General features: G+C 73.6%; 13 protein-coding genes. 6 read left to right on the top strand and 7 right to left on the bottom strand.

What is annotated here, in order from left to right; genetic code table 11:
* Window positions 1-51 precede the first annotated feature (51 nt).
* Both O7600_RS23850 and gabT read left to right on the top strand, forming a co-directional pair.
* Entirely contained in the window at window positions 52-1,488 is a 1,437-nt protein-coding gene (locus O7600_RS23850; protein ID WP_281590729.1) for a gamma-aminobutyraldehyde dehydrogenase, read from the top strand.
* A 6-nt stretch (window positions 1,489-1,494) separates the two neighbouring features.
* Window positions 1,495-2,766, top strand: a complete 1,272-nt coding sequence (gene gabT, locus O7600_RS23845) for a 4-aminobutyrate--2-oxoglutarate transaminase (protein WP_281590728.1) — start codon at window positions 1,495-1,497, stop codon at window positions 2,764-2,766.
* Between the two features lie 66 nt (window positions 2,767-2,832).
* Here gabT and O7600_RS23840 read toward each other — a convergent pair whose 3' ends face one another.
* The 6 genes from O7600_RS23840 to O7600_RS23815 all read right to left on the bottom strand — a co-directional run bounded on the left by O7600_RS23840 (window position 2,833) and on the right by O7600_RS23815 (window position 8,184).
* The gene (locus O7600_RS23840) at window positions 2,833-3,498 is read right to left on the bottom strand and encodes a hypothetical protein (RefSeq protein WP_281590727.1); all 666 of its coding nucleotides are present in this window, start codon (window positions 3,496-3,498) and stop codon (window positions 2,833-2,835) included.
* Between the two features lie 75 nt (window positions 3,499-3,573).
* Entirely contained in the window at window positions 3,574-4,209 is a 636-nt protein-coding gene (locus O7600_RS23835) for a M15 family metallopeptidase (RefSeq protein WP_281590726.1), read from the bottom strand.
* Window positions 4,206-5,339, bottom strand: coding sequence for a D-alanine--D-alanine ligase family protein (locus O7600_RS23830; protein WP_281590725.1), 1,134 nt, complete (start codon window positions 5,337-5,339; stop codon window positions 4,206-4,208). Before O7600_RS23830 ends, O7600_RS23835 begins: the two co-directional genes overlap by 4 nt.
* The gene (locus O7600_RS23825) at window positions 5,336-6,364 is read right to left on the bottom strand and encodes a pyridoxal-phosphate dependent enzyme (RefSeq protein ID WP_281590724.1); all 1,029 of its coding nucleotides are present in this window, start codon (window positions 6,362-6,364) and stop codon (window positions 5,336-5,338) included. Before O7600_RS23825 ends, O7600_RS23830 begins: the two co-directional genes overlap by 4 nt.
* Before the next feature lie 105 nt (window positions 6,365-6,469).
* The gene (locus O7600_RS23820) at window positions 6,470-7,522 is read right to left on the bottom strand and encodes a HAMP domain-containing sensor histidine kinase (RefSeq protein ID WP_281590723.1); all 1,053 of its coding nucleotides are present in this window, start codon (window positions 7,520-7,522) and stop codon (window positions 6,470-6,472) included.
* Complete coding sequence (locus tag O7600_RS23815; protein WP_281590722.1) at window positions 7,519-8,184, bottom strand: response regulator transcription factor; 666 nt, start codon at window positions 8,182-8,184, stop codon at window positions 7,519-7,521. The genes O7600_RS23820 and O7600_RS23815 overlap by 4 nt, the downstream gene beginning before the upstream one ends.
* A 263-nt stretch (window positions 8,185-8,447) precedes the next feature.
* On the opposite strand from O7600_RS23815, the gene O7600_RS23810 reads away from it, so the two are divergent.
* The 4 genes from O7600_RS23810 (at window position 8,448) to O7600_RS23795 (ending at window position 12,173) form a co-directional block, all read left to right on the top strand.
* Entirely contained in the window at window positions 8,448-9,731 is a 1,284-nt protein-coding gene (locus O7600_RS23810) for a helix-turn-helix domain-containing protein (RefSeq protein WP_281590721.1), read from the top strand.
* A gap of 39 nt (window positions 9,732-9,770) precedes the next feature.
* A complete protein-coding gene (gene adh / locus O7600_RS23805) occupies window positions 9,771-11,276 on the top strand; it encodes an aldehyde dehydrogenase (RefSeq protein ID WP_281590720.1) in 1,506 nt (501 codons plus the stop codon).
* Window positions 11,276-11,623 (top strand): DUF779 domain-containing protein, encoded by a 348-nt coding sequence (locus O7600_RS23800; protein ID WP_174529982.1) that lies wholly within the window; start codon window positions 11,276-11,278, stop codon window positions 11,621-11,623. The genes adh and O7600_RS23800 overlap by 1 nt, the downstream gene beginning before the upstream one ends.
* A gap of 100 nt (window positions 11,624-11,723) precedes the next feature.
* Window positions 11,724-12,173, top strand: a complete 450-nt coding sequence (locus tag O7600_RS23795; RefSeq protein WP_281590719.1) for a hypothetical protein — start codon at window positions 11,724-11,726, stop codon at window positions 12,171-12,173.
* Window positions 12,174-12,315: 142 nt separating this feature from the next.
* On the opposite strand, the gene O7600_RS23790 is transcribed toward O7600_RS23795, so the two are convergent.
* Complete coding sequence (locus O7600_RS23790; protein WP_281590718.1) at window positions 12,316-13,164, bottom strand: DUF559 domain-containing protein; 849 nt, start codon at window positions 13,162-13,164, stop codon at window positions 12,316-12,318.
* Window positions 13,165-13,374 lie beyond the last annotated feature (210 nt).

Here is a 13,374-nt window from a genome sequence, read left to right as displayed (position 1 = left end):
GCGAGAACCTCCGCTGACCCTCCTCCCGGCCACCCCTCTCGGAGACTTCTGATGAGCGACCAGCAGCAGCTGCGCAACTTCGTCAACGGCGAGTACGTCGACCCGGTGGACGGCGGCTACGCCGACCTGATCGACCCGTGCACCGGCGAGGTCTTCGCCCAGGCGCCGGTGTCCGGGGCGGCGGACGTGGACGCGGCGATGAGGGCCGCCTCCGCCGCGTTCGAGGGCTGGCGGGACGCGACCCCCGCCGAGCGGCAGCGGGCGCTGCTGAGGTTCGCCGACGCGGTGGAGTCGCGGGCCGCCGAGCTGGTCGACGCCGAGGTCCGCAACACCGGCAAGCCCCGGCAGCTCACGGCCGACGAGGAGCTGCCGCCGGCCGTGGACGAGCTGCGCTTCTTCGCCGGGGCGGCCCGCCTGCTGGAGGGGCGTTCGGCCGGCGAGTACCTGGCCGGGCACACCTCGTACGTGCGGCGCGAGCCGATCGGCGTCTGCGCCCAGGTCACGCCCTGGAACTACCCGCTGATGATGGCGGTCTGGAAGATCGCCCCGGCGCTGGCGGCGGGCAACGCGGTGGTGCTGAAGCCGTCGGACACCACGCCGGTGTCGACGTTGCTGCTGGCCGAGATCGCCGCCGAGCACCTGCCCCCGGGCGTGTTCAACGTGGTCTGCGGCGACCGCGACACCGGCCGTACGCTGGTCTCGCACCCGACCCCGCAACTGGTGTCGATCACCGGCTCGACCCGGGCGGGCATGGAGGTCGCCGCCGCGGCGGCGCCGGACCTGAAGCGGACCCACCTGGAGCTGGGTGGCAAGGCCCCGGTGGTGATCTTCGACGACGCGGACGTGGCGGCGGCGGCCGAGGCGATCGCGGTGGGCGGCTACTTCAACGCCGGCCAGGACTGCACCGCGGCAACCCGGGTGCTCACCGGGCCGGGCATCCACGAGGACTTCGTGGCGGCGCTGACCGAGCAGGCCCGCAACACCCGCACCGGCGCGCCGGACGACGCCGACGTGTTCTACGGCCCGCTGAACAACGCCAACCAGCTCGCCCGGGTGAGTGGCTTCGTGGACCGCCTGCCGGACCACGCGGACGTCACCACCGGCGGGTCCCGGGTCGGTGAGCGCGGCTTCTTCTACGCCCCGACGGTGGTCTCCGGCGTCCGGCAGGCCGACGAGATCATCCAGGACGAGGTGTTCGGTCCGGTGATCACCGTGCAGCGGTTCTCCGACGAGGACGAGGCGGTGCGCTGGGCCAACGGCGTGGAGTACGGCCTGTCCGCCTCGGTGTGGACGCGCGACCACGGCCGGGCCATGCGGATGACCCGGCGGTTGGACTTCGGCTGCGTCTGGGTGAACACGCACATCCCGTTCGTCTCGGAGATGCCGCACGGCGGCTTCAAGCACTCCGGCCACGGCAAGGACCTGTCGGTCTACAGCCTGGAGGACTACACCCGGGTCAAGCACGTCATGCACCACATCGGGGGCTGATCGGCGATGGCGACCAGCGAGGAGTTGCACAAGCGCCGGGTCGGGGCGGTGGCGCGGGGCGTGGGCAGCACGATCGCCGCCTACGTGGATCGGGCGGGCGGCGGCACGATCACCGACGTGGACGGCCGGGAGTGGATCGACTTCGCCGCCGGCATCGCGGTCACCAACGTGGGCAACTCCGCCCCGAGGGTGGTCGAGGCGGTCCGGGCCCAGGTGGAGCGGTTCACCCACACCTGCTTCATGGTCGCGCCCTACGAGTCGTACGTGGCCGTCTGCGAGCAGCTCAACGCGCTGACCCCGGGCGGCTTCGAGAAGCGCTCGGCGTTGTTCAACTCCGGCGCCGAGGCGGTGGAGAACGCGGTGAAGATCGCCCGGCACGCGACCGGCCGGCCCGCGGTGGTGGTGTTCGACCACGCGTACCACGGCCGGACCAACCTGACCATGGCGCTGACCGCGAAGAACATGCCGTACAAGCACCGGTTCGGGCCGTTCGCCGGTGAGGTCTATCGGGTGCCGATGTCGTATCCGCTGCGCGACGGCGGGCTCGACGGGGCGACCGCCGCGGCCCGGTCGATCGAGATGATCGAGAAGCAGGTGGGCGCGGAGAACGTGGCCGCGCTGCTGATCGAGCCGGTCCAGGGCGAGGGCGGTTTCGTCGTACCCGCCGAGGGTTTCCTGCCGGCGCTGCGTGAGTGGGCGACGGCGGCCGGGGTGGTGTTCGTCGCCGACGAGATCCAGACCGGTTTCTGTCGCACCGGCGACTGGTTCGCCTGCGCGCACGAGGGCGTCGAGCCGGACCTGATCACGCTGGCCAAGGGCATCGCGGGCGGCCTGCCGCTGGCGGCGGTGACCGGGCGGGCCGAGCTGATGGACGCGGTGCACGTCGGCGGCCTGGGCGGCACCTACGGCGGCAATCCGATCGCCTGCGCCGCCGCGCTGGCGGCGATGGAGACGATGCGGGAGCGGGACCTGGCCGCCGCCGCGCGGCGGATCGGCGCGGTGATGGGCGCGCGGCTGGGCACGATCGCCGCCCGGGATCCGCGCGTCGCCGAGGTACGCGGCCGGGGCGCGATGCTCGCCGTGGAGATCGTCGTGCCGGGCACGCTGACCCCGGACCCGGCGGCCACGGCGGCGGTCTCGGCGGCCTGCCACGCGGCCGGGCTGCTCACGCTGACCTGCGGCACCTACGGCAACGTGCTGCGGTTCCTGCCGCCGCTGGTCATCGGAGACGACGAGTTGGCCCGGGGTCTCGACATCCTCGACGCCGCGTTCGGTTGACCGGTCGGCCCTGGTCGTGGCGCACCACGGGACCCCCGGGTCCGAACGTGGTGCGCCACGGCGTCGTCAGCGCAGCAGTTGGACCGTGTTGCGGCGGACCAGGTTCTTGCCCGGCTCGCGGATCGCGTCCATGGCGGCGGCGTTGAGCAGCACGCAACTGCCCGACGGACCGGTCACCGCCACGGTCACCACCTTGCCGTTGTCCAGGTTGGTCACCCGTAGCCGGGTGCCGACCGGGAACTGACCGCTGGTGGCGGCCGGCGCCCCGCCCTCGGCGGAGAACGTGATCGACCCGGTGCAGACGCTGCCGCCGATCGGCTGGGCGTTGCCCGGACGGGTCTCGCCCGGCTGCGCGCCGCCGCCGGGTGCCGGCGCTGCCACGCCGTCGAGCCGTTCCACCACGTTGCGCCGGACGACGTTCTTGCCCGGTTCCCGGACCAGGTCCATGGCGGCGGCGTTGAGCAGCACGCAGCTGCCCGACGGCCCGGTCACGGTCACCGTCGCCACCTTGTTGTTGTCCAGGTTGGTGACCCGCAGCCGGGTGCCCACCGGGAACCGGTCGCTGGTCGCCGCCGGCGCCCCGCCCTCGGCCGAGAAGGTCACCGACCCGGCGCAGACCGACCGTGCGGCCGGCGCGGTCTCCGCGAAACCCATTCCGGTGCCCACCGAGACGACCACGCTCGCGGCCACCGCCACGGTCGCCGCCAACACGTGCTTGCGCTGCACCCTCACGTTCTCTCCCGTCGTCGGTGTCGTTCGACAGCTGGTACGGACGGGAGCGGCCAACCGTTCAGCGACGACCGGGAATCACAGCGGACCGTAACGGGTGTGCGACGCTCCGGTGAGGAGCGCCCAGTACCGGTCGCCGTAGGACCAGTGCCACCACTCGGTCGGATAGTTCACCAGCCCCGCGCCACTCAACGCGGACACCAGGACCTGCCGGTTGCGCCACGCGGTGACCGGGATGTGCCGGGCCGCGGTGAAGCAGGCGTCCGCGCTCTCCTCCGGCGTCGCGTCCAGGGCCGTGCCCATCGCCACCTCGACCCCGTCGGCGTCGCAGAGCGTCAGGTCCACCGCGCCGCCGGTGCTGTGCGGGGCCACCTCGACCGGCGAGACGAACTTGGTGGTCTCCCGGTGCAGCCGCCCGGCCGACCAGTCCGGGTGCCGCCGACGCAACTCGTCCCGGTAGCCGGTGAAGATGTCGAGCTGCGCCCGGTACGGCCGGTAGCCCTCGACCACGAGCAGGCGCAGGCCGGGCGGCAGCGCCCGCTGCGCGGCCAGCAGCCGGTCCGCGACCCCGCGCCGCACCCGCGCGTACGCCCCGGCGGGGTCGGCGGCCCGCCCGTCCACCCGCAGCTCCGGCACCTCCCGAAGGTCGACCAGGGGTTCGCCGTCGTCCCGGCTGGACACCGCGGCGACCCGGGGGTCGGAGAGCAGGATCACGGCGTACCCCCCGGGTGCGCGCCGGACGGCCGGGCCGCGTGGCGGGCGAAGGCGAGCGCGACCAGCCGGTCCACCACCTCCGGGTACGCGACGCCGGACGCGGCCCACACCTTCGGGTACATCGAGTGCGCGGTGAAGCCGGGCAGCGTGTTCAGCTCGTTGACGAACAGGTCGCCGGTGGCCTCGTCGTGGAGGAAGTCGACCCGGGCCAGACCCCAGCCGCCGATCGCGGCGAACGCCCGCACGGACAGCTCCCGGATCCGCTCGGTGACCTCGTCGGGCAGCGACGCCGGGACGATCATCGGGTCGGCGTCGCCGAAGTACTTCTGCCGGTAGTCGAACCAGCCACCCGCGACCCGCACCTCGCCGACCGCCGACGCCTCCGGCCGCCAGCCGCCGAGCACGCCGCACTCCAACTCCCGGCCGGTCACCCCCTGCTCGACCAGCACCACGTGGTCGTGCCGGAACGCCTCCTCGACGGCTGCCGCCAGGTCGTCGCCCTCGGCGACCCGGGAGATCCCGATCGAGGAGCCCATCCGGGCCGGCTTGACGAACAGCGGCCGGCGCAGCCCGACCACCAGCTTCTCCGGGTCCTCCGCGGCCCGCCAGGCGGGCTCGTCGAACCAGACGTGCGGGGTGGTCGGCACGCCCTCGGCCCGCAGCGCCCGTTTCATCGCCACCTTGTCCATGCCGACGGCCGAGGCGAGGATGCCGCACCCGACGTACGGCACGCCGAGCGATTCGAGCAGGCCCTGTACCACGCCGTCCTCGCCGTACGGGCCGTGCAGCACCGGGAACACCACGTCCAGCTCGGCGTGCACCGTCGCGGGCGCGTCGGCCGCGCCGACCGCGACGGTGCCGGCGGCCGTCCCGTGGCGCAACTCCACCGCGGGCCCGGTCACCGGCAGCCGGTCGTCGATGGCCCGGCCGGCGGCGACGGTCCCGAGGTGCCGCGCGAGCACCGGTTCCGGCAGCATCCGCAGCCCGCCGGTGCGGGTGATCCCGAGCGCGACCACGTGGTGGCCCCGCTCGGCCAGGGCCCGGGCCACGCCGAGCGCCGAGGCGCAGGAGACCTCGTGTTCCGCCGACGGGCCTCCGAACAGGACACCGATCCGCACTGTCGCCGTCATGCCGCCGCTCCCACTGTCATCCGGTCGCCCGCCAGCCGGGCCACCAGGTCCGCTTCCACGTTTCCCCCGGTCAGCACCACGCCGACCGTCCTTCGCCGCCCGCCACCCGAGCCGCTGGGAGCGGCGACCTCGCCCAGCCGCAGAGCACCGGCCAGGGCGGCGGCGCCGGACGGCTCGACGAGCACCTTCAGGTCCAGCAGGAGCAGCCGGAACGCCTCGACGATCGCGTCGTCGTCGACCCGGACCACCCCGCGCACCCGTTTGCGGGCCACCGCGAACGGCAGGCCGCCGACGCAGCCGGGGCGGAGTCCGTCGGCCAGGCTCGGCGCCGGGGCGACAGGTGTGGGCCGTCCGGCGGCCAGGCTGCGCGCCAGCGAGTCGCACCCCACCGGCTCCACGCCGTACACCTCGATCGGGGTGCCGGCCGCCGCCAGGCACGCGCCGGCGATGCCACCGCCCCCGCCCACCGGCACCACGAGCGCGTCCAGCGGCGTGCCGCTCCGCGCCGCCTCCTCGATCAGTTCCAGGCTCGCGCTGCCCTGCCCGGCCACCACGTCCGGGTGGTCGTACGCGTCGACGAGCGGATGGCCCTCCTCGTGGGCGATCCGCCGGGCGACGGCCAGGCGCTCCTCGACCGTGGTGCCGGCGCGGACCACCCGGGCGCCGGCCGCCCGCGCCCGGTCCACCTTGACCGGCGCGGCGTCCTCCGGCAGCACGACCGTCGCGGCCAGCCCGTGCCGGCGCGCGGCCAGCGCCACCGCGACCGCGTGGTTGCCGGTGCTCTGCGCGACCACGCCGGTGTGTCCGGCATCGGCGAGCCGGCCCACCGCCAGCATCGCGCCGCGCATCTTGTACGAGCCGCCGTCCTGGAGGTTCTCCGCCTTGAGCAGGATCCGGGCGCCGGCCAGGCGGTCGATCGTCGGGCTGTGCAGCACCGGGGTACGCACCACCCGGCCGGCCAGCCGGCGGGCGGCTTCCTCGACGTCGGCCCGGGTCGGCAGCACCGGCGCGTGTGTTCGGGACATGGTTCCTCCTTCTCGGTTCGGGTACGGCGGCGTCGCCGGGGCCCGTTCGGGCAGGTGGCATCGCGGGACGCCGCGACGGCGGATCCCGTGGTGTGCGGAGGGGTGTCAGCGCACGGTGGGCAGGTGGACGTCGACCCGCAGGCCGCCGTCCTCGCCCGGACGCGCGGCGATGAGGCCGCCGTGCGCCTGGGTGATGGAGCGGGCGATGGCCAGGCCGAGCCCGGCGCCGCCGCCCTGGTTGATGCGGTCCCGGGCGAGGCGCCGGAAGGGTTCGAAGAGGCCGGCGACCGCCTCACCGGGGACGGCCTGACCGCTGTTGGTGACCGTCAGCGCCGGGTCGCCGCCGACGGCGACGACGAGCCGGCCGTCCGGCCGGTTGTACTTGATCGCGTTCTCCACCAGGTTGCTGACCAGGCGTTCCAGCAGCACCCGCTCGCCCGGCACGATCCGGGGGGCGAGCCGGCTCTGCACCGTCACGCCGGCCCCGGCCGCCCGGTCGGCGTAGGCCGCCAGCACGGCGGCGACGATCTCGTCGAGACGCTGCGGGGTGGACGAGCGCAGGCCCTGGTCGCTCTCGCTGAGCGCGAGCAGCCCTTCGATCAGCCGCTCGTTGCGCTCGTTGGTGGCGAGCAGTTGGGCGGTCAGCAGTTCCAACTGCTCACCGCTGAGCGACTGGGCCATGCCGACCTCGATCAGGGTGCGCTGCACCGCCAGCGGCGTCCGCAGCTCGTGCGAGGCGTTGGCGGCGAACCGCCGCTGCCCCTCGTAACCGGCGGTGACCCGGTCCATCATGGCGTCGATGGCGCGGGCGAGCCGGGCCAGCTCGTCCCGCCCGCCCCGACGGATCCGGTAGCCGAGGTTCTGCGGTCCCAGGTTCGCGATCGGGTCGGCCAGGTCGCGCACCGGGCGCAGGCACCAGCGGGCCCCCACCCACACCGCGACACCGGCGGCGACCAGCACCAGCAGTTCGGTGAGCGTCGGGAGCAGCGGGACGAACGGCCGTCCCGGCTCGCACACCGCGCCGATCGTGGCCAGCCCGCAGAACTGCTGGGCCCGCCACCACACCAGTTCGAGCAGCCACTTGACCAGGTTGGGCAGCAGGAACCCGGCGAGCAGGGCGAGCACCCCGACCAGCAGGACGCGGCGGCGGGGGCTCACGCCGCCTCGCCGATCCGGTAGCCGGCCCGGGGCACGGTGTGCAGGACGGACGGCTGGCCGAGCTTCTTGCGCAGCGTCATGACGGTGACCCGGACCGCGTTCGTGAACGGGTCGGCGAACTCGTCCCAGGCCTGTTCGAGCAGATCCTCGGCGCTGACCACCCGGCCGCCGGCACGCATCAGCACGTGCAGGACGGCGAACTCCTTGGGGCTCAGGCCGAGCGGGCGCCCGTCCCGGGTGGCCGTGTGCGCGGCCGCGTCGAGCACCACGCCGTGCCGTTCCAGCACCGGCGGCACCGCCGGGGTGGACCGCCGGCCCAGGGCCTGCACCCGGGCCACCAGCTCGGCGAACGCGAACGGCTTGGTCAGGTAGTCGTCCGCGCCCAGCCCGAGGCCGGCCACCCGGTCCCGGATGCCGGCGGCGGCGGTGAGCAGCAGCACCCGGGTGCCGGCGTCCGACCCGGCCAGGCTCCGGCACACCTCGTCGCCGGTGGCGCCGGGCATGTCCCGGTCCAGCACCGCCACGTCGTAGCGGTTGACGCCGATCCGCTCCAGCGCGCCGTCGCCGTCGTAACAGACGTCGACCGCCATGGAGAACCGCCGCAGCCCCTCGGCGACCGTGTCCGCCAACAGCCGCTCGTCGTCCGCCACCAGCACCCGCACCGTTGTCCGCTCCCCGTGTCTTCCCTGGTCGTCCCGCACACGGTCGCAGGTCGGAGATAAGGGTTCCGTAAGCGCCCGTCGCAGCCATCTTCCTCAGCGGCGGGACGCCGACAACCAGGCGCGGGACGTCCGCGTCCCGTCTGGGGCGTTCGTCCGGCCGGGAACGGCCGTCCCCGTGACCCGGATCACGTCCGGCACTCGGCCCGCTCCGCCCTTGGCGGTCCGGGGTGACGTGGGTCACGATGGGTGGGAGGAGGTCGGTGGTGACTGACCCGTGGCTCGCCCTGGAGTTCGGCGCGGATCCGGCGGAGCGGATCGCGCAGGTCGGTGCCGCCCACGAGGCGTTCCTCACCGCCGGCACCGCCTCCGGCCGGGTCCGCGAGGTCATCCGCCGGTCCTGGGAACGGTCCGCCCGGCTCGACCCGGAGGCCACCGCGCCGGTCGACCTCACCGACGACGCGTTGGAGAGCTACCGGTCGGCGCACCCGCTCGCCCGGGTCCTGCCCCTCTTCCGCGACCTGCTCGGCGGCATCGCGCAGGACGGCGCCCACCTGATGGCGGTCTGCGACGCCGGCGGCCGGCTGCTCTGGGTGGAGGGCCACCCGGGTGTGCTCCGGCACGCCGAGCGGATGAACTTCGTCCCCGGCGCGCGTTGGGACGAGGCCCACGCCGGCACCAACGCGCCCGGCACCGCGCTGGCCGTCGACCACAGCGTGCAGATCTTCGCCACCGAGCACTTCGTCCGGCCGGTGCAGCGCTGGACCTGCGCCGCCGCCCCGATCCACGATCCGGCCACCGGCCTGCTGCTCGGCGCCGTCGACATCACCGGCGGCGACCACCTGGCCAACCCGCAGAGCCTCGCGCTGGTGCGGGCCACCGCCCGCGCCGCCGAGGCGTTCCTGGCCGCCGCCGCCCCCGCCGCGCCGGAGGTGCCGCACGTGGCCGCGCTCGGCCGGGACGAGGCGGAGCTGCGCGTCGGCGGCCGGCGCGTCCGGCTCGGCCGGCGACACAGCGAGCTGCTGGTGCTGCTCGTCCAGCACCCCGAGGGGCGCACCGGGGAGCAGCTCGGCCTCGACCTCTACGGCGACGACCGGCTGCACCCGGTCACCCTGCGCGCCGAGCTGTCCCGCCTGCGCCGCGCGCTCGGCGACGAGCTGCTCGACTCCCGCCCCTACCGGCTGCGGGCACCCGTGCGCGCCGACTTCCGTACCGTCACCGAACTGCTGGAACACGGCGATCCGGCGGCGGCGCTGCGCGCGTACCCCGGGCCCCTGTTGCCCGCCTCCGACGCGCCGGGGGTGGCGCGGCTGCGCCGCCTGGTCGACGGCCAGCTGCGCGCGGCGGTGCTGGCCGGCGGGGACCCGGGGCTGCTCGCGGCCTGGACCGCGACCGCCCCCGGCGCCGACGACCTGGCCGCCTGGCAGGCCCTGGCCCGGGCGTTGCCGCCGGGCGCGCCCCGCCGGCCGCTCGCCGTCGCCCGGGCCCGCCAGCTCGCCGAGGAGTACGCGCTGCCGCGCGCAACGTTCCTGCAACGTCGCGGAAACTAGCCTCCCGCCATCCACCCCTGACGGACGGCGGAGGTACCGATGACGCGCTACGACGCCCCCACCCACTGGCAGTCCCGCTACGACCACTACATCGGCGGCGAGTACGTGAAGCCGCACGGTGGGAAGTACTTCGAGAACCCGACCCCGGTGACCGGGCAGACCTTCTGCGAGGTGGCCCGGGGCACCGCCGAGGACGTGGAGAAGGCACTCGACGCGGCGCACGGCGCGGCCGACGCGTGGGGCCGCACGTCGGTCGCCGAGCGGTCGCTGATCCTCAACAAGATCGCCGACCGGATGCAGGACAACCTGGAGTCCCTCGCGATCGCCGAGACGTGGGAGAACGGCAAGCCGGTACGCGAGACGCTGGCCGCCGACATCCCGCTGGCGATCGACCACTTCCGCTACTTCGCCGGTGCGATCCGGGCCCAGGAGGGCTCGCTCGGCGAGATCGACGACGACACCGTCGCCTACCACTTCCACGAGCCGCTGGGCGTGGTCGGCCAGATCATCCCGTGGAACTTCCCGATCCTGATGGCGGTCTGGAAGCTCGCCCCGGCGCTGGCCGCCGGTAACGCGGTGGTGCTCAAGCCGGCCGAGCAGACGCCCGCCTCGATCCACCACCTGCTGTCGCTGGTCGGCGACCTGCTGCCGCCGGGCGTGGTCAACGTGGTCAACGGCTTCGGCGTCGAGGCCGGCAAGCCGCTGGCGTCCTCACCCCGGGTGGCCAAGGTGGCGTTCACCGGCGAGACCACCACCGGGCGGCTGATCATGCAGTACGCCAGCGAGAACATCAAACCGGTCACGCTGGAGCTGGGCGGCAAGAGCCCGAACATCTTCTTCGACGACGTCAGCGCCGCCTCCGACGACTTCCGGGACAAGGCGCTGGAAGGCTTCACCATGTTCGCCCTCAACCAGGGCGAGGTGTGCACCTGCCCGTCCCGGGCGCTGATCCAGCAGGGCCACTACGCCGACTTCCTGGCCGCCGCCGTGGACCGGACCCGTCAGGTGCGCCAGGGACACCCGCTGGACACCGACACGATGATCGGCGCGCAGGCGTCCAACGACCAGTTGGAGAAGATCCTGTCCTACCTGGACATCGGGCGGCAGGAGGGCGCGAAGGTGCTCACCGGCGGCGAGCGGGCCGACCTGGGTGGCGAGCTGTCCGGCGGCTACTACGTGCAGCCGACCATCTTCGAGGGCGACAACTCGATGCGGATCTTCCAGGAGGAGATCTTCGGCCCGGTGGTGTCGGTGACCTCCTTCGCCGACCTGGACGATGCGGTGAAGATCGCCAACGACACGCTCTACGGGCTCGGCGCCGGCGTCTGGACCCGGGACATGACCACCGCGTACCGGGCCGGACGGGCGATCCAGGCCGGCCGGGTGTGGACCAACTGCTACCACGCCTACCCGGCGCACGCGGCGTTCGGCGGCTACAAGCAGTCCGGCATCGGCCGGGAGAACCACAAGATGATGCTGGAGCACTACCAGCAGACCAAGAACCTGCTGGTCAGCTACTCGCCCCAGAAGCTGGGCTTCTTCTGATGGGTGACCCGGTGACCCTGACCCCCGCGGCGGCCGACCTGATCCGGTCGCTGCGGGGGCAGCACGGTCCGCTGATGTTCCACCAGTCCGGCGGCTGCTGCGACGGCAGCGCCCCGATGTGCTACCCCGCCGGCGAGTTCCGCACCGGCGGCTCGGACGTGCTGCTCGCCTCGCTCGCCGTCGACGGCGTGCCCGAGCCGGTGGAGTTCTGGATGTCGCGGGCCCAGTGGGACCTGTGGCAGCACACCCGGCTCACGGTCGACGTAGTGCCCGGCCGGGGCAGCGGCTTCTCGCTGGAGGCGCCGGAGGGGGTCCGCTTCCTCATCCGCTCCCACCTGGCCGGCTGATCTGTCCGAGATCTTGCAGCTCGCGGGCATCGCGGCGGTGGGATGCTGACGCCGTCCACATCGGAGCAGTATCCCGCCACCGCCCGACAGGAGCCCGCCCATGCACCCGGCCCGACCCGCCCTGCTCGCCGCCGGCCTCACCACGGCCGCCACCGTCGCCACGCTCGGGCTCGCGCCGGGCACCGCGGTCGCCGCCCCGGCGGCCTCGCCCCGCATCTCCGTCAACTGGTTCGGCACCGCCGACGTGCGGGCGCACACCGCCACCGTCGGCGGCCGGTTCGACTGCGGCGCCGAACGCGGCCTCGCGTACATCGAGGTACACCTCGATCAGCGGGTACGGCGCGGGTCGGTCACCGGCTTCGGGTTCGGCGTGATCGGCGCGTGCACCGACGACCGCACCGCCGGTACGTGGACCGCCACGATCCCCGCCGACCAGAGCAGATTCCGCCCAGGCCCGGCCACTGCCATCGCGCGTCTGGTGGTGGAACCCAACTCCCTGACCGAGACCACCGAACCCCTGCGCCTGCGCCCCCACTGCACCCGCCACTGACCCTCTTCCTCCCCTCTCCCCTCTCCGCGATCTTGAAGTTTGCGCCCCGGAAATGTCGCAATGGTGGCTTCTGTCGGGTAGGTAAGTGCAAGATCGCGGGATTCCTGGAGGCCCCGGGGACCCTGGGGCCCGGGGACTCGGGTTACGGGGTGAGGGCGGCGCGGAGGGTTGCGAGGATGTGGGACGGGCGTCGGTAGAGGTCGCGGTCGGTGAAGTAGCGCATTCGCCACCCGTTCGCGTCCAGCCAGTTGATCCGGTCCCGGTCGTACCGCATGCGGTCCCGGTCGAGGTGGGAAAGACCGTCGTACTCGATTCCCACCCGGCGCTCGCGGTAGCCCAGATCTGTTCGGTAACGCGGGATGCCGTACTGGTCGTGAATCCACATCTGGGGCTCCGGAGCGGGCAGCCCACCGTCGATCAGCAACAGTCTCAACTGGCTCTCCTGCCGGCACTCGGATCGACCGTCGGCTCGCGGCACGAGATCGCGCGCCTGCCGAACTCCACGAAGGGCCCGGTGCAGGGGCAATTCCGCCATGAGGGCGTCGACGGTCACCGCACCGCAGCGCAGTGCGGCGTCGAGGACTGGCAGGGCGTCCATCCGACGAACGGTCCTGGCCAGGTCGACCGCGCATTGGTCGGCAGGCACGCACGGCAGGCCCCCGACAGACACCGGCCGAATCGGCAGGACGGAGTGATGGACGACAAGACCCGGCAGCCGGGGCCTGGGGATGCTCGGCGGCAACTGCACATGCACCGCGGACTCCCGGAGTACGCCGAATCCGTGACGACGCGCCGCGGTGTGCATGGCCAGCAGCGCGCCCTCGGGGAGACACCGCAGCAGTGCCCGCAGCTCGCCTTCGTCATCGCACGGGGTCGGTGCGTAGACACCGCGCCGAACCCGGATCAGCTCCTCCCGCTGGACCTGCGTCCGTACCCGCTTCACGGTGAGCACCCGCATCAGCTCCCGCGTACGCCACAACTCCGTCGACATGAGCAGACCATGCCGCCCCCTCCACCCCCATCCACCCCGGCAACCCGCCCCCCTGTGGACAACACCCCCCATGTGCAAACCCCCACCCCAACTCCCTTCTTGTGCTAGCCGTCCCACACGCCCACGCGATCTTGCAGTTCGTGCCCTCGGTACGCCCGAAAGGGCCGGGATGTCGGGGCCGAAAGTGCAAGATCGACGCAGGCGCGGGGC

It is taken from the genome of Micromonospora sp. WMMA1998 (genome assembly GCF_027497375.1).
GTDB lineage: Bacteria > Actinomycetota > Actinomycetes > Mycobacteriales > Micromonosporaceae > Micromonospora > Micromonospora sediminicola.
Note: the sequence above shows the minus strand (reverse complement) of the source record. Positions and strands in the feature narration are given on the sequence as shown.

Bases quoted from the DNA above. Each gene is read 5' to 3' on its own strand.
- O7600_RS23850 (WP_281590729.1), top strand. From the start codon at position 52: ATGAGCGACCAGCAGCAGCTGCGCAACTTCGTCAACGGCGAGTACGTC.
- gabT (WP_281590728.1), top strand. From the start codon at position 1,495: ATGGCGACCAGCGAGGAGTTGCACAAGCGCCGGGTCGGGGCGGTGGCG.
- O7600_RS23830 (WP_281590725.1), bottom strand. From the start codon at position 5,339: ATGACGGCGACAGTGCGGATCGGTGTCCTGTTCGGAGGCCCGTCGGCG.
- O7600_RS23825 (WP_281590724.1), bottom strand. From the start codon at position 6,364: ATGTCCCGAACACACGCGCCGGTGCTGCCGACCCGGGCCGACGTCGAG.
- adh (WP_281590720.1), top strand. From the start codon at position 9,771: ATGACGCGCTACGACGCCCCCACCCACTGGCAGTCCCGCTACGACCAC.
- O7600_RS23800 (WP_174529982.1), top strand. From the start codon at position 11,276: ATGGGTGACCCGGTGACCCTGACCCCCGCGGCGGCCGACCTGATCCGG.
- O7600_RS23795 (WP_281590719.1), top strand. From the start codon at position 11,724: ATGCACCCGGCCCGACCCGCCCTGCTCGCCGCCGGCCTCACCACGGCC.
- O7600_RS23790 (WP_281590718.1), bottom strand. From the start codon at position 13,164: ATGTCGACGGAGTTGTGGCGTACGCGGGAGCTGATGCGGGTGCTCACC.